The sequence below is a fragment of the Amycolatopsis sp. NPDC114478 genome (genome assembly GCF_055633805.1).
In genome coordinates, this window is sequence record NZ_JBVKDO010000035.1 from 60,225 (window position 1) to 78,586 (window position 18,362).

13 protein-coding genes are annotated in these 18,362 nt (G+C 68.3%); 3 read left to right on the plus strand and 10 right to left on the minus strand.

Annotated features, from left to right (window positions below):
* Positions 1 to 14: 14 nt before the first annotated feature.
* Positions 15 to 575: a hypothetical protein gene (locus tag ACZ7OH_RS48235; RefSeq protein ID WP_470287100.1), complete on the minus strand. Its 561-nt coding sequence runs from the start codon at positions 573 to 575 to the stop codon at positions 15 to 17.
* Positions 576 to 753: 178 nt separating this feature from the next.
* Positions 754 to 1,683 carry a hypothetical protein gene (locus tag ACZ7OH_RS48240; protein WP_470287101.1) on the minus strand — a complete coding sequence of 310 codons (930 nt, stop codon included), beginning with the start codon at positions 1,681 to 1,683 and terminating at the stop codon, positions 754 to 756.
* A 77-nt stretch (positions 1,684 to 1,760) separates the two neighbouring features.
* Between ACZ7OH_RS48240 and ACZ7OH_RS48245 the strand changes: the two genes are divergently transcribed.
* Positions 1,761 to 2,315: a hypothetical protein gene (locus ACZ7OH_RS48245; RefSeq protein ID WP_470287102.1), complete on the plus strand. Its 555-nt coding sequence runs from the start codon at positions 1,761 to 1,763 to the stop codon at positions 2,313 to 2,315.
* On the opposite strand, the gene ACZ7OH_RS48250 is transcribed toward ACZ7OH_RS48245, so the two are convergent.
* Positions 2,234 to 2,908 (minus strand): nitroreductase, encoded by a 675-nt coding sequence (locus tag ACZ7OH_RS48250; RefSeq protein ID WP_470287103.1) that lies wholly within the window; start codon positions 2,906 to 2,908, stop codon positions 2,234 to 2,236. The two genes, ACZ7OH_RS48245 and ACZ7OH_RS48250, sit on opposite strands and share 82 nt — an antisense overlap.
* An 88-nt stretch (positions 2,909 to 2,996) precedes the next feature.
* On the opposite strand from ACZ7OH_RS48250, the gene ACZ7OH_RS48255 reads away from it, so the two are divergent.
* On the plus strand, positions 2,997 to 3,587 hold the full coding sequence (locus ACZ7OH_RS48255) for a TetR/AcrR family transcriptional regulator (protein WP_470287104.1): 591 nt from the start codon (positions 2,997 to 2,999) through the stop codon (positions 3,585 to 3,587).
* Between the two features lie 463 nt (positions 3,588 to 4,050).
* On the opposite strand, the gene ACZ7OH_RS48260 is transcribed toward ACZ7OH_RS48255, so the two are convergent.
* From ACZ7OH_RS48260 to ACZ7OH_RS48290, 7 genes are all read right to left on the minus strand, one after another.
* Positions 4,051 to 4,977 carry a hypothetical protein gene (locus ACZ7OH_RS48260; protein ID WP_470287105.1) on the minus strand — a complete coding sequence of 309 codons (927 nt, stop codon included), beginning with the start codon at positions 4,975 to 4,977 and terminating at the stop codon, positions 4,051 to 4,053.
* Between the two features lie 1,128 nt (positions 4,978 to 6,105).
* Positions 6,106 to 7,530: a hypothetical protein gene (locus tag ACZ7OH_RS48265; RefSeq protein ID WP_470287106.1), complete on the minus strand. Its 1,425-nt coding sequence runs from the start codon at positions 7,528 to 7,530 to the stop codon at positions 6,106 to 6,108.
* Complete coding sequence (locus tag ACZ7OH_RS48270) at positions 7,527 to 8,615, minus strand: hypothetical protein (RefSeq protein ID WP_470287107.1); 1,089 nt, start codon at positions 8,613 to 8,615, stop codon at positions 7,527 to 7,529. The genes ACZ7OH_RS48265 and ACZ7OH_RS48270 overlap by 4 nt, the downstream gene beginning before the upstream one ends.
* The gene (locus ACZ7OH_RS48275) at positions 8,612 to 9,601 is read right to left on the minus strand and encodes a protein kinase family protein (RefSeq protein WP_470287108.1); all 990 of its coding nucleotides are present in this window, start codon (positions 9,599 to 9,601) and stop codon (positions 8,612 to 8,614) included. Before ACZ7OH_RS48275 ends, ACZ7OH_RS48270 begins: the two co-directional genes overlap by 4 nt.
* Entirely contained in the window at positions 9,602 to 11,764 is a 2,163-nt protein-coding gene (locus tag ACZ7OH_RS48280; RefSeq protein ID WP_470287109.1) for a hypothetical protein, read from the minus strand.
* Entirely contained in the window at positions 11,761 to 14,910 is a 3,150-nt protein-coding gene (locus ACZ7OH_RS48285) for a tubulin-like doman-containing protein (RefSeq protein ID WP_470287110.1), read from the minus strand. Before ACZ7OH_RS48285 ends, ACZ7OH_RS48280 begins: the two co-directional genes overlap by 4 nt.
* A gap of 19 nt (positions 14,911 to 14,929) precedes the next feature.
* The gene (locus tag ACZ7OH_RS48290; protein WP_470287111.1) at positions 14,930 to 17,296 is read right to left on the minus strand and encodes a vWA domain-containing protein; all 2,367 of its coding nucleotides are present in this window, start codon (positions 17,294 to 17,296) and stop codon (positions 14,930 to 14,932) included.
* A 413-nt stretch (positions 17,297 to 17,709) separates the two neighbouring features.
* On the opposite strand from ACZ7OH_RS48290, the gene ACZ7OH_RS48295 reads away from it, so the two are divergent.
* Positions 17,710 to 18,339: an esterase/lipase family protein gene (locus tag ACZ7OH_RS48295; RefSeq protein WP_470287112.1), complete on the plus strand. Its 630-nt coding sequence runs from the start codon at positions 17,710 to 17,712 to the stop codon at positions 18,337 to 18,339.
* The last annotated feature ends 23 nt before the right edge of the window (positions 18,340 to 18,362 follow it).

Here is an 18,362-nt window from a genome sequence, read left to right on the forward strand (position 1 = left end):
CATCGGCCTGACCGTCACGGGGACTCCGGTATGCCGGCGCCTCGGCACACCGGGCACTCCTCACGTTCGGACCAGCTGGCCCGCTTCAGATCGGCCGGTGTGATGGGTCGTTGCCGCAACACCGTCCGGACAGCTCTGCGCAACGCCCACAAAGCTTCGGCATAAGCGTGGTAGGCGTCGTGATAGCTCCGGCTGGACAGCCCGGCACCCGCACGAACCGCGTCCCTGACCCCGATGAGACAGCCGAACGCTGTCTCGCACGCCCGGACGAGTTCCGTGGAGCCCGACATGAGCAGCCGTTCCCGGACGCGGTAGATCCCGGAATCCTGAACAGCTTGTCCTGCTGCGAAAGAACGATCCGGATCGTCCGTTCGGCCGCGCGCCACCGACCGCAACGCGGCATGGGCGGCTTCAAGTGTTTGGGCGTACTCGACATATGTCGCCAAGCGTTCCGCCTCACGGTCCCTGCTGCGTTGGGCCCGGTCGGCGCGAATGCCGGCCACCAGCGTCCCGGCCAGCGCAATCACAGCGCCGACAGCCGCCCCGGCGATCGGCATCCAGCTGGTGTCGGCCAAGATCCCACCTCGTTCCTTGCACTGCATCCGGCTCCGGTCGCGGCGACGGTCGGGCTCGAACCCCCGCGCCCCTCGATGGTGCCACCTATCCGGATACCGTTGTCCTCGACTGTCCTCGACGTGTGAATCGGGATCAAGCCACCGCCTGCAACGCACTCTCATGTCGCTGATCGTGTGTTCAGAAGGGAATGCGGGCCGTCGTCGAGGTGACTGGCTCGGTGGCGGATGCGCGCGGTGGGGTAGCCAGATAGGTGGCGAGTGCCAGGTCGTGGGTCAGAACCTGGTGGCGTAGCGACGTCCAGGCTTCGCGCACGTTCTCAATTGGCAGCGCTCGGCCGGCACCGCGAGTGCTCTGTCGGCTGGCAGGATTGATCAGGCCGGGCAGGTCCACGGCGGGCCGCTGGAATCGGGGTTGTGGATGGTCGGTCGGTCGGGCCGGCACGAAGCTGTACATGCCATGAACTGGGTTGTCGATCGTCGCCCCGCGGTAGAACGTCAGCTCCAGTGCCGAGTCGGGTAAGCACCCTGGCCCGCAGCCGGTGTCGCCGGCCGTGGCGGTCAACGATTGGACGGTGCAGACGGTGAAGGCCTCGTCGACATCCGGGCCGGCGGTCCGGTCGGGCGTCCATGGCTGCGTGCTGGCGACGACGAACACGGTGTCGACGCAAAATTGGCGGCGGAGGGTGGAACCGAAGCAGATCACCGAGCCGACCGGTAAGGACTGCATCGCGGTGCTGCGTCGCGGTGTGCCGGTGGTCTGCTTGCAGTTGCTGTAGACCATCCGCTCGCCGAATACCCATGGGTCGGTGTTCTGCCGGGGCCATGAACGACCCGGCCGGGTCCAGTACGGCCGGTGCAACGTTCGTGGCAAGTCGCCCGCGCCCGGCCAGCGACGTTCGACCTGGGACGGCGGCTCCCACTCTGCCCAGAACACCATCTCGCACTCGTTGAGCTGATCGTCGTCGGTGACGTACCGCCCGGGCGCAACCAAAAACTTTCGTCCGTGACGGCCGATGTTCCACGGCACCTCATCGCCGGCGAAGCGGTGCTCGGCGCCGGGGTGGGGAAACTGTACGAAGCACGCGGTATCAGTCATCACCTGGAACATCGCCCGAGACCTCTGACCGGTTACCTCGCAGCCCCCACGACCACGCCGCACGCCACGTCGCCAGTCGGGTGCCGGAGGTGTTCGACTTCGATGTTGCCCGCCGCGAGCCCATCGAACCGGTGCGGTTGGCGTCGGGCGGTAAGTTGCGCGCGGTCGCCGGGGACGCCTCGGGTGGCACGTTCTTCTTGTGCGACGACGGACCCACGCTCTACGCCGACTCCGAAGGCGGGGCCGCGATCGTCGCCGCCGACTTGGACGTCGTGATCCGCTTGGTCGTCGGTGTGCCGACCTGGCACGACGTCCTGTCGGACGCACCTGACGTCAAGGCGATGCGCGCCTCCTTCGAATCTTCCTACGCCGAACTGAAAGCCGACGAGCCCGGGATCGATCAGTTCCGCTCCGAGGTCACCGCGGAGCTGGAACTCGGCCAGGTCGCCGTCGAGGAACTACTGGCGTCGCTGAGCAGGTGCCTGACCGAACTGTCGCCCGACTACATGCTGCTCAACGAAACGGCGACGAATACGACCCCCTGTGACCTCCGCGACTACCGTCAGCGGTGGAAGCGTGTCGTCTTCTCCAATGGCTCGCGGCCGACGGTGACGGAGTTGATCGCCGCGGTCGGGTCGGCGTAGCCGAACGCGATACCGAACAACAGCTTCCCGCCGGTGATGCCGAGCGTCTCGCGCACCGTGTCTGCGTAGAAGCTCAGCAGAGCCTGGGGGCAACTGGCCACCCCGTAGGCCGCCATGGCCAGCAGCAGTGTTTGCGCGTACATGCCGACGTCGGCGGTCAGCCGCGCGTCGCCGGATTCCGGCGCGTACAGCAGGGCGACGTGAGGCGCGTCGTAGAAGCTCAAGCTCTTCGTGTCATACGCGGCACGCAACTCGCGGTCGTCGCGGTCGATGCCGAGCGCCTCGTAGACCACGGCACCGAACTCCGCGCGCCGTCGTTGGTGCGTCGGCGAGTAAATGCCTTCGCTGTAAGGGAAATCGACGGTCTGCCGGCCTGCCCGGCCTGCGGCCACGAGCGCTTCGGCGAGGTTGTCCCGCGCGGCTCCGCTGACCACGTCGACCTGCCAGGGCTGCGCGTTGGAATTCGACGGCGCCGCGCCGGCCAAGCGGAAGACAGCGTCGATCGTCTCGTCCGGAACAGGGTCGGGCAGGAACGCTCTGGTCGCGCGCCGACCCCGGATGAGCCGCTCTGCCAAGCTCGTTACCGTCGCCACGCGTCCTCCTCAAGTACACGTTTACGTTTACCTAATTGACGGTAGCGAACATCCCGCCCTATGTAAACGCTGCCGTATAGTTGGCGGCATGAACGACGAACCGGCACGCCGAGCCGGCCGGGGCGGCCGGGAACGCGTGGTGACCGCCGCGATCAGCCTGTTCGCGGCGCGCGGCATCACCGCGACCACGATGGAAGACATCGCCGCCCACGCCCCAGTGTCCAAGCGGACCCTGTACGCCCACTTCCCCACCAAGGAGGACCTCGTCCTGGCCCAGCTGGACCACCTCCTGCGGTCCGACTACTCGCTGCTCGAAACCCTCAGGCGTGACGACCTGCCCCCGCGTGACCGGCTCCTCGCGATGTTCGCGGTGCAACCGTGGCCGGACGGAACCGTCCACGGATGCCCGTTCATCCACGCCGCGGTCGAGCACCCCGACCCCGCCGGCCGCGTGCACGCCTTCGCGCGCGAGCAGAAACTCCTCATGCTCACTCTGGTGACCGGCCTGCTGGACGAACTCGGCATCGACGAGCCGGAACCGCTGGCTGAGCAGCTCGTCACCCTCTCCGACGGCGCCGCGAGCCGCGCGATGGTGCTCAACGACCCCGACTACGGCCGTCATGCCCGCAAGGCCGCCGAAACCCTGCTCGACCACGCACCACGTCGCCCCGGCAAGTAGACCGCACTCCGGGGCTACCCGACGGTCACAGACCGGCCGGCCCAACGTCCTCTCATGCCGCATAGCTTGCGCCTCGGCAAGCGGACCGGCCGCGCGACCGACATAGCTCGTCAGCGCGGGGTTCCGGCCGCACGGCGCCGCGCGATTCGAAAGCTGCTCGACTGGCTCCAAGCCCAGGGTAGTGCGCCGACCGCATGTCTGTTCGAAACGAACGCGGGCGGTCCTCTCACTAATTTTACTGGGGCATAGCTGGGGCAAACCCCCTGTTACAACTGCGCTGAATAACACACAGTTGCAAGCAACGGCGGTCAAGCGCATCATTCCATCAGGCGATTCTCCATCGCCGCAGGTCAGGACCATGATCGGCCCACACTGGCAGTGAGGGGGTCAGGGGTTCAAGTCCCCTTAGCTCCACAGTGACGAAACACCGCCCGCCGGATCCAGCGCGCCGGCGATCTCGTCATCATTGAAGGACTTTAGTCACAAAAGCAAACATCGCCGCTGCCGCACCCAGCAGAGCAGTGACAAAGCCTGCCTCGATCGCCAGCCGGACCTGACGCGCAGCCCGCAGCACGTCCCTGAAAGGCAGCTCCTCCACCCCACCCGGAGGAGCTGATATTTCAGCAAGGCTCCAAGGCTTATTGTACAACAGATGGTTGAGGTACTTACCGCATTCCCGCAGAGCAGCATCGATTGCATCGATGTCGTTGACATTTTTTGAGACATGCACGAGCCAGAGGCCAATTCGTGCACACTTGAAGTACTCATCGTCCTCCGGCGTCATTCCTGTGAGTTTCGCCGCCTGGGCAACCGTGACCTTCGCCTCCCATCGCAGAGCCTGGCGCAATTCTCTGCGCTCCTTTACGATTTGCCCTTTTCCCTGCGCTGACGGCTTGAAGGACAAGACTTGGTATCTGCGCACGAAGACCAGGGTTTCGACAGCAGCAAGCAAATTGTCGAAAAGACGAAGATCAGGGTTGCGATACTTGCGCAGGACGGCCCAGTGGACAATATAACCCAGAAGGATGAAATGAGATACCAACAGGGCGGATAGCGCAAGATTCAATATTCTTAGCTCAAGGAGAGCAAGGGAGGAAGCACTTATCCATACCGGAATCAGTGACAAGACACCAAGTATCAACGTTACCGCAGGAGCCTCGACATCGTAGAACGCGCGCCTCTGCGCATCGACGACCATGTCTTCGGAGTGCCCCAGTCTCACCAACTCGGCGAGCTCGAGATGAGAGCCGCTGCCCTTTCTCGGCCTCGACCCCTTTCTCAGTTTGGACACAACGGCCAGCACCAGGTCGACCAGCCGCACGCATATGCGCTCGGAACGCGGCACGAACTGGACAGCGCGAATCCATACGTCATCCGGATGCTTGCTCATCCGGCCAACCCCTCTATCACCCATCATCCAAGACTAGCGAGCCCAAGTTGCGGCCGTCGATGACTTCTCCAGCCATCTCTGCGGCACGCTTGTGCAATATCCGCGTGCCCCTTGAGCGCAAAGATTCCGAACGGCGTCTTCGAGGCAATCCAGCCGATCGCCGCGACTGTTGCGATCAGAAGATAGTCGCTCCATCTTTCAAAGCTTCAAGATCCCAGTTTACGGAGCGGAACGACGAAGTGCCCGAAGGGGCGATGCGCTCGGCCTCCAAGGGCGCACGGCAGGACGATCCGATCAATGGAACCGACGGCTCACCGGAGACCTGTGCCGAGCACTTGAGCCATCCCGGTCGTGCGACCGAGGCCACGCGCGCCCCGAGGTGGGGCGCCCGCGGCCGCACGCTGTTGCAACGGCTGCGAGCGCGTCGCCCTGTGCCTCCATCTGACAGGCGATGATTACCCGCCCGGACGCCAAACGTCCGCCACGTAGCCGCTGACCGCGCCTGTCGCGGTGGATGCGCCGCTGGCACTGTAGCTTTGCAGAAGATGGGTGGTGCTGGAGCTGGTGGCCGAAGCAATGCCCGGGGAAAGGTGCAGTAGAGGCCCTGTACGGCGGCGTTATCGTGTCTGGATGACAAACCCGTCCAGCGAGCTGGAGACGGCTTTGGTGACGTTCTTCGACGAAGTCCGCCAGCGGTCCGATAACTTCGCCAGCTCGGCCGACCGCGACGCCGCGCAGGCGATGTCGGAGTTGCTCAGCGCTCGCCATGCCCGCGAGGTTGCCCTTGCCGTCGCTGTCGCCAACCGCTACCTGGTAGACGAGGATGGCCGGCCAGCAGGCGACAACGCTCCGATCACTACCGCGGGACGCGAGCTCTCGGGTCCCGCGCTGCACCGTCTCGGGCTCGCGGGACTGCTGCGTTCCGACGTGCCTATCGACATGCCCGTGCTCGCCGCTCAGACAGCCACCTACCTGGCAGGACCGGCCATCCCACCGCACCGTTACCTAGTCCTGAACGTCGACTGGCCCCTCGCCGAACCGCTAACGCTGGCGGGTTGGCGGCTATGGCGACCGAGTCAGGTCCGCCACGACTTCGGGCTGACAGATGTCACGGCTGCCGCTTGCGGGCTATGCCGTCAGGTGACCCAGCAGGAATACGAGCAGAAGCACCGCGACCCCGGCGACGGCGAGGACGATCGGGGTGTGGGTTGCCTCGCGCACGGCCGCGGTCAACCGGGTCCCCCGGTCCGACGGACGCGTCGGCGCCACGCCGCCACCGTGAGTCCAGCGTTCGATCGCCGCTCCGCGGACCCGGTCACCGGACCTGCGCCCGGCGGAAGCGCCGAGCATCATGGCCAGCTGCTCCGACCCGCAGTGGCGCACGACGTCGATCGCGTGCTGCACGGCGCGGGGGTCGTCGAGGTCGTCGAGGCCGGGGCCGTACGTGGCTTCGAGCAGCCGGGTGAACAGCTGCTCCCGCACGGTGACCTCGACGGTCCGGGCCGCGGCGCTCAGCACCTCGGCGTCCAGGTCCTGCCGCAGGGTCTCGCGCTTCCGCGGCCCTGTCCACGTGCTTTCGAGCCGGTGAAGCTCGCGCTCGAGGCTCTCGGCGGAGTCCGCGGCCAGCAGGCCATTGGCGTGTCCGCCGCGCTTCGCAGCCAGGCGGGGTACTCGCCGCGTTTCGGGCAACGGCTGCTCCGGCTCTACCGCCGGCCGTGCGTCGAAGAAGGGGCGATCGGTCTCGAACACCGGCTCCTCCTGAGGGGTTTCCGACGGCAACGGCGTGCCGCGCAGGAATCGGGCCACGAGCTGGTTGGCCAGCTCCGCGTACTGACCGGTCGGGGGCTGGTTCGCGCTGACTGTTGCGCGCCGGACGACAGCCGCGGTCTTCGGCAGGACGGGGACGAACACGATGTGCGGCAGTCCCTCCACGTCGTGGCGGTCCTCGTAGGTCGAGAAGGTCCACGGCAGGTTGGCGGGTACACGCTCCGCGGCGACCTCACGCAGGCCCCAGACCAGCGGCAGCCGGTCTTCCTCACGACAGTCCAGGATGGTCAACGGCCGGTAGGGATCGTCGAGGAACCGGGACAGCGCCGCAGTGAGCCCGTGCTCCAGCCGGCCCACCCGGGGCCCGAGCTGTTCGGCGGCGTGCTTGTCGGCGGTCGTGGCGAGGCTGGACGCGGGGATCGCCTGCAGCGCCGACGGCCTTGTCGTCTCCCAGCCGTTCCAGGTTTCCAGGGCCAGCGCGGCAGAGACGTCGAGGAGCTCCGCCGGCCCGATCAAGGCGTGCGAATTGGTCCGGCCGTCCGAAAAGCCCTGGTGCACCCGGCGAATGACCGCGGCGGTGTTTCCGAAGACGAAGTAGGAAAGGGCGTGCGGCGGTGCCTGCGCGTTGTTGACCGACTGAAGCCTGATGAACTTCTCCAGCAGCCGCAACCAGCGGGATTCGTCGGCTTTCGACAGCGAGGAGACGAGCAGGGTCTGCCGCTTGTCCAGTTCGGACCAGCCGAAGAATGCCTGGTCGAGGACCGCGTCGTAACGGGGGCGGATCACGGGAGTCCCACCTTCTCTGCTTCCGGGCCGGTGATGACGCCGGTCATCGCCAGGATCGAAATCAACGGCCCCAGCACACGGGCCGGCCGTACCCCGTGGGGGAAGTACTTGGTGGTGTCGTCGCCGGGTGTCACCGGAATCGCTTCCCCGCCGCTCGCGGAGACGAAATGCAGGGTGCAGCGCGGGAACGCCTCGTACGGTCTCAGCGACGACCCCGCGCCGATATGGCGCAAGTACGCGTAAGCGTCCCGGCTTTCGGCTCGCATGTCCGCCGCGTTCACGTTGCCCGTGTCGCCCCGGCGTAACCAGTGGTCGGCAGGCGGCAGGTAGCGGAGACGGTCCGACTTCGTGATCGCCATCGCCACGGCGGGCGCTCCACTGCTTTCCTGGCGACTCTGCAGCCGTTGCACGGCAAGCTCGAACGACCGGTTCTCGCTCACCGTGGGGGTTCTGCCCGCTTCCGGTGGATCTTCTGGGGCCTGGACGAAGATCACCGCCGTCGCCGCGAGCAGGAAGCGCGTGGCCCGGTTTTGGACATCGGTCTTTTCGAGGTCTTCGCCCGAAACGTCGAAGAACGTCACCGGCCGGGCGCCGTGGGGACCTCGCAACAGCAGGATATCGGCCTCCAACGAGCCGGGCCGGGAGCCCGGCAGTGCGGCTCCGCGTTCGAACGGCTTGATGAAGTTCTGGCGGAACAGGTCGTGGCGGCGGATGTCGAGAGCTGTCGCCTTCACTCCGTGTGCGTCCAGGCCGCTCAGGTAGGCCTGTCGGATCATCGCGGTCAGCAAGTGCGTCTTACCCGACGATGGAGCTCCGACCAGTCCGATCACGATTGGTTCGCCGTAGTCGGCATAGGTCGCGGGCAAGAAGTGCGGAGGAGAATCCCCGGACGGGTTCGGGCACTGCCGGTAGCCGTTGCGGAGGATGTCGATCCGTCTCGCCTCCGACATCTGGTTGAGGTCGTGGTTCGCGTAGTCATCGAGGTCTTCGTCGAAGATGGCGACCGTCGGACCCTGTGGCCACGGGAAGTCGTCGGCGCACATCGGGCACTGGACGTGCCGCCCGTGGCCGAAGCCGGTGGTCATCGGATCACCGTCGTCAACAACGCCAACAGCGTGGTGGCGCGGAACGGGAATCGCCGTCGGCTCTTCCGGGCGGTCTGGCCGTTCCCGGTGTGTTCCGTCGCCGCGCTGGTCGACTGAGGTCCGCGCTTGCGGAGGCCCGCCTCGTCGAATTCCTTGCGTCCCGCCCGGAAAGCTTCCTCGGGGTCCTCACGGTGGGGAAGCGGGCTCCGTACCCGCAGCTTGGCGAGCAGCTCGACGGCGTGCGGGCGCTGCTCGGCAGGATTGTCGAAGACGGGGGACAGCAGGGAGCGCAGCCGTTCCGGATCCCGGCTGCGGTCGGGCCAGGAGCTGTCGGCCGACGAGCCGAGGTGGTTGCGGCGGACGACCCGGCCCGCCGCCCACACGTCGTCACGGACGTCGACGAGGCCCGTGCCTGCGAGCTGCTCAGGTGTGCGGGGCCGTGGCCCACCGTGCCGCCTCGGCTCGCCGGTCCGCTCAGCCCATTCGAAGTCGACGAGCTGCACGTGCCTGCCGTCCCAGCGGATGGCGTTGAGGTTCACCGCACCGTGGACGACACCGGCCGCGCCGACGAGCTGGACAGCGCGGAGGAGGCTGAGGTCGAACTGCCGCCGCTGGTCCTCGTCGAACCCCTTCACCGCGCCCGGGACCGGCTCGCCGCTGTAGTCGCGCAGCAGCGCGAACGGCTCTTCGACGTCGACGTTGTAGGCGACAAGCCGGGCGATCTCCGGCGGGTACTCCTCGGTGTAGACCTGGCCGAGCCGAGCGCCGGCGCGGATCTCGTTGTCTAGCAGCGTGTAGAGCCGGGGGTCGCGCCGCCCGGCCTGCCGCGAGACGAACTTGCGGATCAGTCGCTTCTGCTGGGCGATGACGATCCGCTGTTCCAGCGCCGCTCCCGGTGAGACGAACTCGCTGTGGTCGGTGAGCGTGATGTCGCGCAGCCGTCCGGTCACGTCCCGGCACCGGACGACTTCGGTCCTCGGGTTCATCTAACGGGCACCTCCGAGCACCTGGCGGACCGACTCCGGACGCAGCGGCAGCAGCCGTAGCGCACCGACGAGCTCCCCGGTACTCCACTCGACACCGGGGTCGGCGGCCAGGCGCTGGTGGGCGACGTCGTGCTCCAGTACCTGCCGCAGCTGGGTCGGGGCGAACCGGACCAGCGCGGGTTCGGCCGCCGTGCTCAGGTAGCCCAGCTGCCCGCTGCGGCAAAGCTGGGTCATCTCGCTGTCGACGCGGGTGCGCAACGCCTCGAGCGCCGTGGGCGACTCGACCCACAAGCGGGCCATCAAGGCCGCCCGGGGTGCGGGAGTGCGGGCGACCGGCGGGGCCGTCAGCAGACCAGCGTCTTCGAGGTGATCCCGATACTCGTCGAGCAGGCCCTCGAGCCGCTGGGAGTAGCCGCCCGGCGGAGTGCGCAACGACGACTCCGCGGTCGGCCACGCCGGGGCCAACGCGTCGCGGCAGAGATCCGCGAGGTCGCCGCGGACGACTTCGTACAGTTCCGCGGGAACCGGCCGCACTCGCGCCCCCGGATCGGCTCCCTCGGCATCGACCAGTGAGTTTTCCGCTTTCGCCAGTGTCTCGGCCAGCTCTTCGAGCGCTCTCGACACCTCGGCGGCCGCCGAGGCGATGGCCTGGTGCCGTCGCATCGGCTGCCACTCGGCGGCGACGACATGTTCGGTCAGCCGCGTCAGCTCGTCGAGGCTCTGGCGAAGGGTGGCGACCGGCAGTTCGGCGCACCACCTGCGCGTGGTCGACCGCCAGCCGAGCAGGATCACCGCGACGCTGCCGAGCACGGTCAGCACGGTCACGACATCCGCGGTCAGCGGTGGCACGGTCAGCCGGCCGACCGGCCCCCGGGACAGGAGGGCCCCGGCGCACACGCCCAGCAGGGTGATCACGGCGCACGTGGTGACCACGACGGCACCGGATTCGTGAGCGGGCAGGCGACGCACCATGAGCCATCCGGCGGCTGTCCACCCGGCTCCGAGCAGGGCGCCGGCCAGCAGTCCGGGCCAGCCCGCGTACACCACGGCGAGCAGTGCGCAACCGACGAAGGCCGGCAGGAACATCGGCGTCGGCAGCGGCCGGCGGCGGACGGGCGGAAGGGGCAGGTTCAGCCGGCCACGGCGTTCGAACTCCTCGATCGTCGCCGCGCAGCCCTGCGGAAGGCTGTTCTCGGCCGCGAACCGCGCCTCTTCGGCCAGGGCCGGCAGCGACGCGCCTTCGTCGAGCCGGGTCTCGATCGCCTGGCGAAGGCCTTCGGCGATCTCGTGGCGACGCGCTTCCGGCGGCGTGCGGACGCCGAGGTCCACTACGCTCTCGACCGCCGGGTACCCCACTTGGAGGTGGCCGTCGATCCGGTTCACCAGCTCGGCCAGGCGTCGGCGGTAGCGCTCGGCTGCCTGTCCGGCCCACTCCACCTGCTCGACGAGGTCCGTGGCGGCGCGGCCGGGACCCAGCAACGCCTTCGCCGTGGTGAGCGACCGGGCCAGCGCTTCGACGTGGTCCAGTCGCCGCCTCGCGTCCGCCCCGGCCGCGGCGACGGCGCCGTCGAGCACCGCGCCGCCGGGGTCCCGCGTCGCGTCGAGGTGGCGGATCGTCGCGGCCAGGTCGTGCGACGGCACCTGGTTGCCGTCGCAGAGCGAGCGCACTCCCGCGGCACCCGCGGCCGCCAGCTCCCGCGGATCGACTGCGTGGGAGACCAGCCGGATCCCCGGATTGGCCACCGGCCCGGCGAGTTCGCCGGATGCGGCGACAACGCGGTCGAACAGCTCCGGGACGAGCAACGCCGAAACGAGCCCGTCGAGCGCGTCACCGGCAGCGGCCAAGCGCAGCCGTGCGCCGTCGGGCGCCCAGTCGATTCCCCGCCGGTCCCCGGCCCAGAGGACGGTCGCGTGCCGCAGGGCCGGGGGTACCTGAAGGATGACGCCGTCGAGCGGGTTGTCCGTGTCGGCTTCGCCGACCGCGACGCACACGACCGCCGTCACCATGTCGCCGCCCACCAGGGACAGGTACGTTTCCGCGTGCCCGACGAGCGCGTCGGCGTCGTCGAGCACCACTACCCGCCCGGAGACCTCGCCCGGTGCGCTCACTGCCCCGCCGCGCAGGTCCAGAAAAGTCACCTTCGAGGTGCTCAGCCGCGTCATCGGTCCAATCCGTCCGCCGCGTCGACCAGCTCGCGCAGGTCGACGAGGTTCCTCGTGATGCCCTGGACGTCCTGGGCCAGTGCCGCGGGCAGGGTGTCCGCCCAGAACTCGCGGAAGACCGCCAGTTGCGGGTCCCGGCCGAGCACGCGGTTCTCCCCGGCCTTCTTGATCTTCAGCAGTTCCGGCTCGGCGAGGTCCACGATCGTCGTGAACTCCGCTGCCGGCGGCGCAGGCGCCTTGCCTGCCCTCGTCGGGGCCGACGACATCAGCCGGGCCGCGAGGCTGCGGCGGGCCTGCTGGTCGTCGGTGAGGATCCAGTGCTCGTAGGCCTGCAGCACGCTGGCCCACGACGAAAGCGCACCGAGCGGAGTGAGCTCGAGCTTCATCGGCACCGCGTCCCGGCCGCCAAGTTCGACCGTGATAAAACGGGGGCTCGCCGGGTCGCCGTCCACGACGATCCGGCCTTCCCAGGCCGCGCAGAGCAGCCGGTGCAGGATCTGCCGCCGGTCGCGGCCGTCCATGAGCAGGTAGTCGGTGTCCTGGCTCAGCCGGCGGCGCCAGGGCAGGGTGTCCTGCGGTTGCGGCTGCCCCTGCGCCTCGGCCCAGAGCTTCACCACGCGGCGCAGCTCGGGTACCTCGGTGATCCCCATCGAGCTGCGGGTCAGCACGACGACCATGGAGTCCGACTGCACCGCGCGGAACTCCGGTTCGCCCATCATGTCGACCGGCAGCGATACCTCGCGGCGGAGGAAGCGCTCGATCTCGTCGCTTTCCTGCGCGGCCGGGTAGGTGAACAGCGCCTTGAGCGGCGCTCGCCCGTCAGGCGCGAATCCACCGGGGACCAGCTCCGCGAGCTTCTGCCGGAACCGGTTCAGGTCGCCGTCGGTGACGGCGCGGTCTCGACGCTGCACCGCGTTCGCCAACAGGTCCTCCATCCGCGGGACCAACGCGGTGACGCTGCGGTCGTTCGGCCGGACCTGCTCGGTCACGGCCTGCTTGATCCGCTGGCGCACGTAGGCGACGGCGGACTCCGGATCGCGCCGGCCCTTGTCGTACGCGGTCGCCCAGCCTTCCTTGCCCAGCAGCAGGTTGAGCACTTCCCCTTCGCCCGCGTTGGGCGTGAGGTGCTGGGAGAAGCCGAGCTTCAGCCGTTCGAGCACGGTCTGGTAGAAGCCTTCGAGGCCGAGGTTTTCCGGCGGGAGCAGGTACCCGACGCCGACCCGTGGTTTGTAGAGGTCTTGGGCGCGCTGGTCAAACTGCTGCGGATCGGTGCGGGCGTGGTCCACGAACTGGTCGTGGACGCCCTGGAACTCTTGGACGAAGGCCTGCCACGGCCGGCTCCACAGGCGATGGCTGTTGTTCCACGCGGCGTTCCAGATTCGCCGCGTCTGCCATGCGTACCAGTTGTCCTGCAGGCGGATGACATTCTGCGCGGGCGGGTCCGTGATCCGCACGCGCTGCAGCTGCATCCTCTTACGCCGCAGTTCGTTCGGCAGCGGCGGAGCCGCGCTGGTGAGGCCCGGCGGCTCGGGCGGCGGTGACCGCCAGCCCTCCAGCAGCGCCCGGAAACCGTTCTGGTCCAGCGGATCGGTGAGGTCGCGGTGCCCGAACAGCGCGCGTTGGAGACGAAACACGTCGATATCACTCAACAGCGCGCCGGCCCCGGCGACGGGGTCGAAGGCCTGCGCCAGGTTCGCGACCGGAGCGGCGAGGAGCTCTGGCCCGCGGTCGATGTTGGCGCTCATCGCGTTGGCGCGTTCGGTGAGGGCCGCGAGGACCGGCCCGTAACCCACCGGCGAGCCCTGGGGTGGCAGCCGGTTCGGAATCGCTTCGAGCAGCTTGTCCAGGCCGGATGCCGAGACGAACCGCCGGATGTGGTTCTTGTTCGTCTCCGCGGCGAGGGGCGGCACGCGCAGCTGGTTGATCGCATTCGCGAGCAGGTGCGAGCTGACGACGTCGGTCAGTTCCAGCAGGGGAATGGCCAGCGCGGCCACCGCGCTGGTGGTGACGCCGCGCCGCCCCACGCCGGTGTCGGCGGTGGCGTGCCGGTCGACCTGGCTGTTGATGAAGCCGTCCGCGAACGACTGGTACGGCCGGTTCGAGCCGCCGCCGTCCTCCTCGTCGGGACCGGACGGACCGGCTCCGATCAGCGACGTCATGAGCGAAACCATCGAGCGGTTGAGATCGTCGCGGCGCACACCGCCGACCGGCCTGCCGAAGAGGAACGCTGTCTGGACGGTGTTCGCGGCCAGCTGGACCTGCTCGAGCTGCGGATAGCGCACGGACACCGTGCCCCGGGTGCCCCGCGCGTCGAGTGCCTCCGGGGAGCCATACGCGTTCTGGTCGTCGACCAGCCGGAAGAGGTCCACAAGCGCGGAACCCGCGTTGAGGTCGGCCGCGCGGCCACCGCCCTGGCCATCATCGAACGCCGAGGGCATCAGGACCAGCGGGTAGATCTCGGCGTTCTTCCCGCCGCGCTGCATCAGCTCGCCGATGAGGTGCAGGTAGTCGTAGTAGATGCCGCTGCCGGTGCCGCCGGCGACGGAGAACGCCACGAACACGATCACCGGGTTGACCCGCTGAGTCCGCCGTCCACTGAGGACATGCAGGTCACCGGCGGACTTGTTGATCGCGGCCAGCGCGTTCTTGATGGCCAGCAACGCCGTGTCGGGGTTCCGCCGCAAGGTCTCGAACAGGACCCCGCGCCCGACCGTGGGGAGCTGCCCGGCGCCGCGCACGAGCGGGCCGATCAGCGGGTCGGTCTCCCGCGGCGGCAACCAGCGGATGGCTTCCTCGTCCTTCACGTTGATCCGCAGGCTTTCGGCCACCTCGGCGGAGTTCGAGAGCCTGGCCGGCACCAGGTCGGTGATGAGGTGCATGGTCCGGCGCGCGGCCTGCTCGTGTTCCCGGCCGGGAACGACCTCGCGGCGGACCCGCTGGAGTTCGTTCGCGCTGAGGTCTGCGTAGACGAACTGCAGGCACGAAGGCAACTGGTAGGGCAGGAAGTGCGAGTCCTGCATGTCGGCGAGGAGCCGGGTCCCGTCCGGCCCGCACAGTTCTTCACGGAGGCTCTTTTCGAGCTCGGCGCCGACCTTGCAGCCCGTCCCCCCGAGCCCGACGAACAGCATCGGCTGATAGATCCTCATCGCGGCATCGTCCTCACGGTCAGCTGAACGGGTTGTAGGGATCGAGTGGCGCGGATTCGCGCCGTGGAGCACCGGCCGGGGGCTCGTTCCCGAAGGAGTCCTCGTCGAACGGGTCGTCGTGCTGGGCGTTCCGCCCGCCGCCTGTCGCACCCGCGAACGGATCGGGCGGCAGCGGTGGTGGCGGGTCGCCCACGGGGGTCGTGTCGAACCCGGTCGCGGGCGGCGGTCCCGGCGCGACGCCGCCGAACGGGTCGTATCCCATGTCGGCCTGTGGGACGCCGGGGGCCGCGCCAGTGGCGTTGCCACGCTCGTCGAGGACCACGATCGCCAGGTTGGGGCCGATCTCTCGCTGCTGGCCGGGCTGGAGCCGGATGGGTGCCGCACCGGGCGCGACGAACTCGATCTGCTGCCCGGCGCGACGGATCTCAAAGAAGGCGGTATCACCGGGGACAGGCTCATGGAGTTGTGGTCCGGTGAAGTCGGTCTGCACGACGAACCGGAGCCGGCGGGCACGGGGCTCGCGGGGTTCGAGTTCCGGTCGCGGGTCGCCGTGGTGGAGCAGGCGAACCTTGAGACCACGCACGCTGACGGCGTCCATGCGGGCCCGCAGCCGATAGTAGCCGAAGGCCAGCGCGGCGACCACTAGGGCAGCCAGGCCGACGAGGTACCAGAAGTATTTCTGCACGAAGCCGGGCTCGGGCGCGATGGTCGCGGCGTAGAGCCGTTCCGCGACCACGACCTGGGGGTTCGTGTCGTCGACCAGCCGGAGTTTGGCGGCGTTCCCGCCGAGCGGCGAGTTCGCGCCGAAGTGCAGGGTGAACGATGCGGCGGTCTGGCCGGGTGCCGCCTGGACGATGGCGGGATCGACGGTCAGCGCGGTGCCCGGGGTCGGCTCCACCACTTCCAGCCGCAACCGTGCCGCCTTGCCGGACTCGTTGGCGACCGCCACCGAACCCGAGATGGATGCGCCGGGGGTGAGTGCCGCTTCGTTGGTGTCGAAGAGGATTTGCGCCTGCAGGGTGGCCGGGCCGCTCCTGATGCGTGCCGGGAAGACCCGCGTGTCACCGCCGATGCCGATCCCGGAGACCCGGCCGGTGAAGGTGAGGTCCCCTGTCGCCCGATCGGGCACCTTGTACTGCGCGGTGAACGTCCCGTCGTGGTCGTCGTCGGTGAGCGGCAGGTCCTGCGCCGGTACGCCGGCACCGCTGACGCCGGTCACGAAGGTGAGGCCCTGCAAGGTGTTCGCGTCCGTGATCGCGTGGCCGCGGGCCCAGACCTGCATCTCGACCGCGGCCGTCTGCCCGGCGGCGGGCTGCGGCGGGGTGACGTTCAGGTAGGCCTTCACCGCGGCCTGGTAGACCACCGTCGCGGCCACGTCCTGGGCCGGCACGTCGCCGGAGGAAAGGTGGATCCGCCATTCCCCCGGCTCGGGGTCGCTGATTCGCAGCGATTCCGTCTCGGTGGTCTGGCCCACGAACTCGAAGTGCGACCCGCCGGCGGATCCGCCCGCCGCCGAGACGGCCGTGGTCGCGCCCGGTGCCCAGTACTCGACCTGGACCCGTGGATCACGCTTGTAGACGAGGATCGAAGCGTCGCTGGCGACGGCGGGGATCGTGACGGTCAGGTCGGTCGCACCGCCTTGGGGTACCCGGCCCGTCGCGGGCGGCTCGTACTTGACGCAGCTCGCCGAGCTGAGGGCCTCGCTGACGGCGTTGGTCAGATCGGCCGACGTCGGCGTGATCTGCTCGTGCGGGTCGGCCGCGGCCGGGGTGCAGCTCTTGCCTTTCGCGAAGCCGCGCAACGCGGCTTGGTCGACCGAACCGAACCCGAGTGGCCACACCTGCACGCCGGCGCCGCCCAGCTGTTCGAGCACCTCGGACAGCTTCGCGCCGGCCGCGTCGTTCCGGCGTTGTGGCGTGTCGCCCCAGGCCGGGCTGTTCGCCACGTTGAGCTTGCCGTCGGTCAGCACGAAGACGACCTTCTTCTGCGGCCCACCCGCCTGGAGGAACGCCTGCGCCTGCTGCAACGCGGCCACGTGGTCGGTGTCGTCGCCCTCGGCGGACGTCCGTCGGTGCAGGCCGCCGATGCAGTTCGCGAGAGAGTCGCGCTTTTGCGCGGAATCGAACAGGGTCGGTGGGCACACGACGTCGACCGGGCTCTGCCCCGGACCGTTCGAACTGCCGAAACCGACCACGGAAACGACCGAGCCCGGTGCGAGCACGCCACCCGCGATCGTTCTGGCCGCCTCTTTCTCCTTGACGACGTCGGCTTCGCTGAGGCTTCCCGACTCGTCCACGAGCACCGAAACCTGCAGCGCGGGAAGCGTGGCCGTCGAATCCTGCGCGAAAACGGCGGCGGAGGTCAGCAGTGGCAGGACGAGTGACAATCCAAGGAGCCGGGACGCTCTTGTGCGAACGGTCATCCCGATCACTCCGACCGCGATGGAATCGGGGACCCAAGCATGGGAGAAGCCCTTTCCGGACTGGTGAAGGTGGCAACATCGAACAGCCTAGGAGTCGGGGCGTCGTCATCCACTGTTACAGGACGGAGCAACTACGCCCGTACGGCGGTTGTCCTGCAAAATCGGCGGTCACTGATCTTTCTCTGCCGGGCCGTAACGATTCTTCGGGTTTGGCGGTTGTCCAGTGTTTGTCCTGTACTTGCCAACGGAGGCGTGGTACTTGCGCGCGCGTTGCCGACGTGGCCGCGACCCGTAACAAGTGCGTCGGCCGAGGCGATTGTCGGGAACGCGGGGTGTGCGGCACGGGTGTCGCCTCGATTCCCGCCAGTGGAGGCAATGTGACCGAGATCGTCGCCGTCGGCGAGCGGGAGAAGGCCTGCCTGGACGTGGTTTTTGTCCACGGCCTGGACGGGGACGCCCACCGTTCGTGGTCGGGAACCGATCCCGATTCGTATTGGCCCGCCTGGCTCGCGGAAGACATCACGGACGTCGCGGTGTGGTCCGTGGGATATGACGCCTCGTCGAACATGTGGCTCCGCCAGGCGATGCCTATCCGCGACCGGGCGATCAACCTGCTGGCGCAGTTGCAGAATCTCGAAATCGGGCAGCGTCCGTTATGTTTCGTAACCCACAGCATGGGCGGGTTGTTGGTGAAGGAGATGCTGCTCAGTGCGGCATCCGAGCGCACCGAGTACGCGGAATTTGCGCGCGCCGCGAAAGGCGTCGTGTTTCTCGGTACTCCCCATTCAGTATCCGGCATGACCAAATTCGTCGAAGCGCTGGGTACAACCTATCGCAGGATCCCGGGTGGCATGGGACTGCGGCAGAGCAGCGATTTCTTGACCTCGCTCAACGGTCGGTATCGGGACTGGGTGGCCGAGTCCGGCATCGCCAATCTGGTGATGCGCCCCGGGTCTGGTGCAGGTCTCGTTGCCTGTCACCGAGCCCGGGCAGGCTCGAAGGATTGATCGTAGCGCGACGCTCGGTGGCC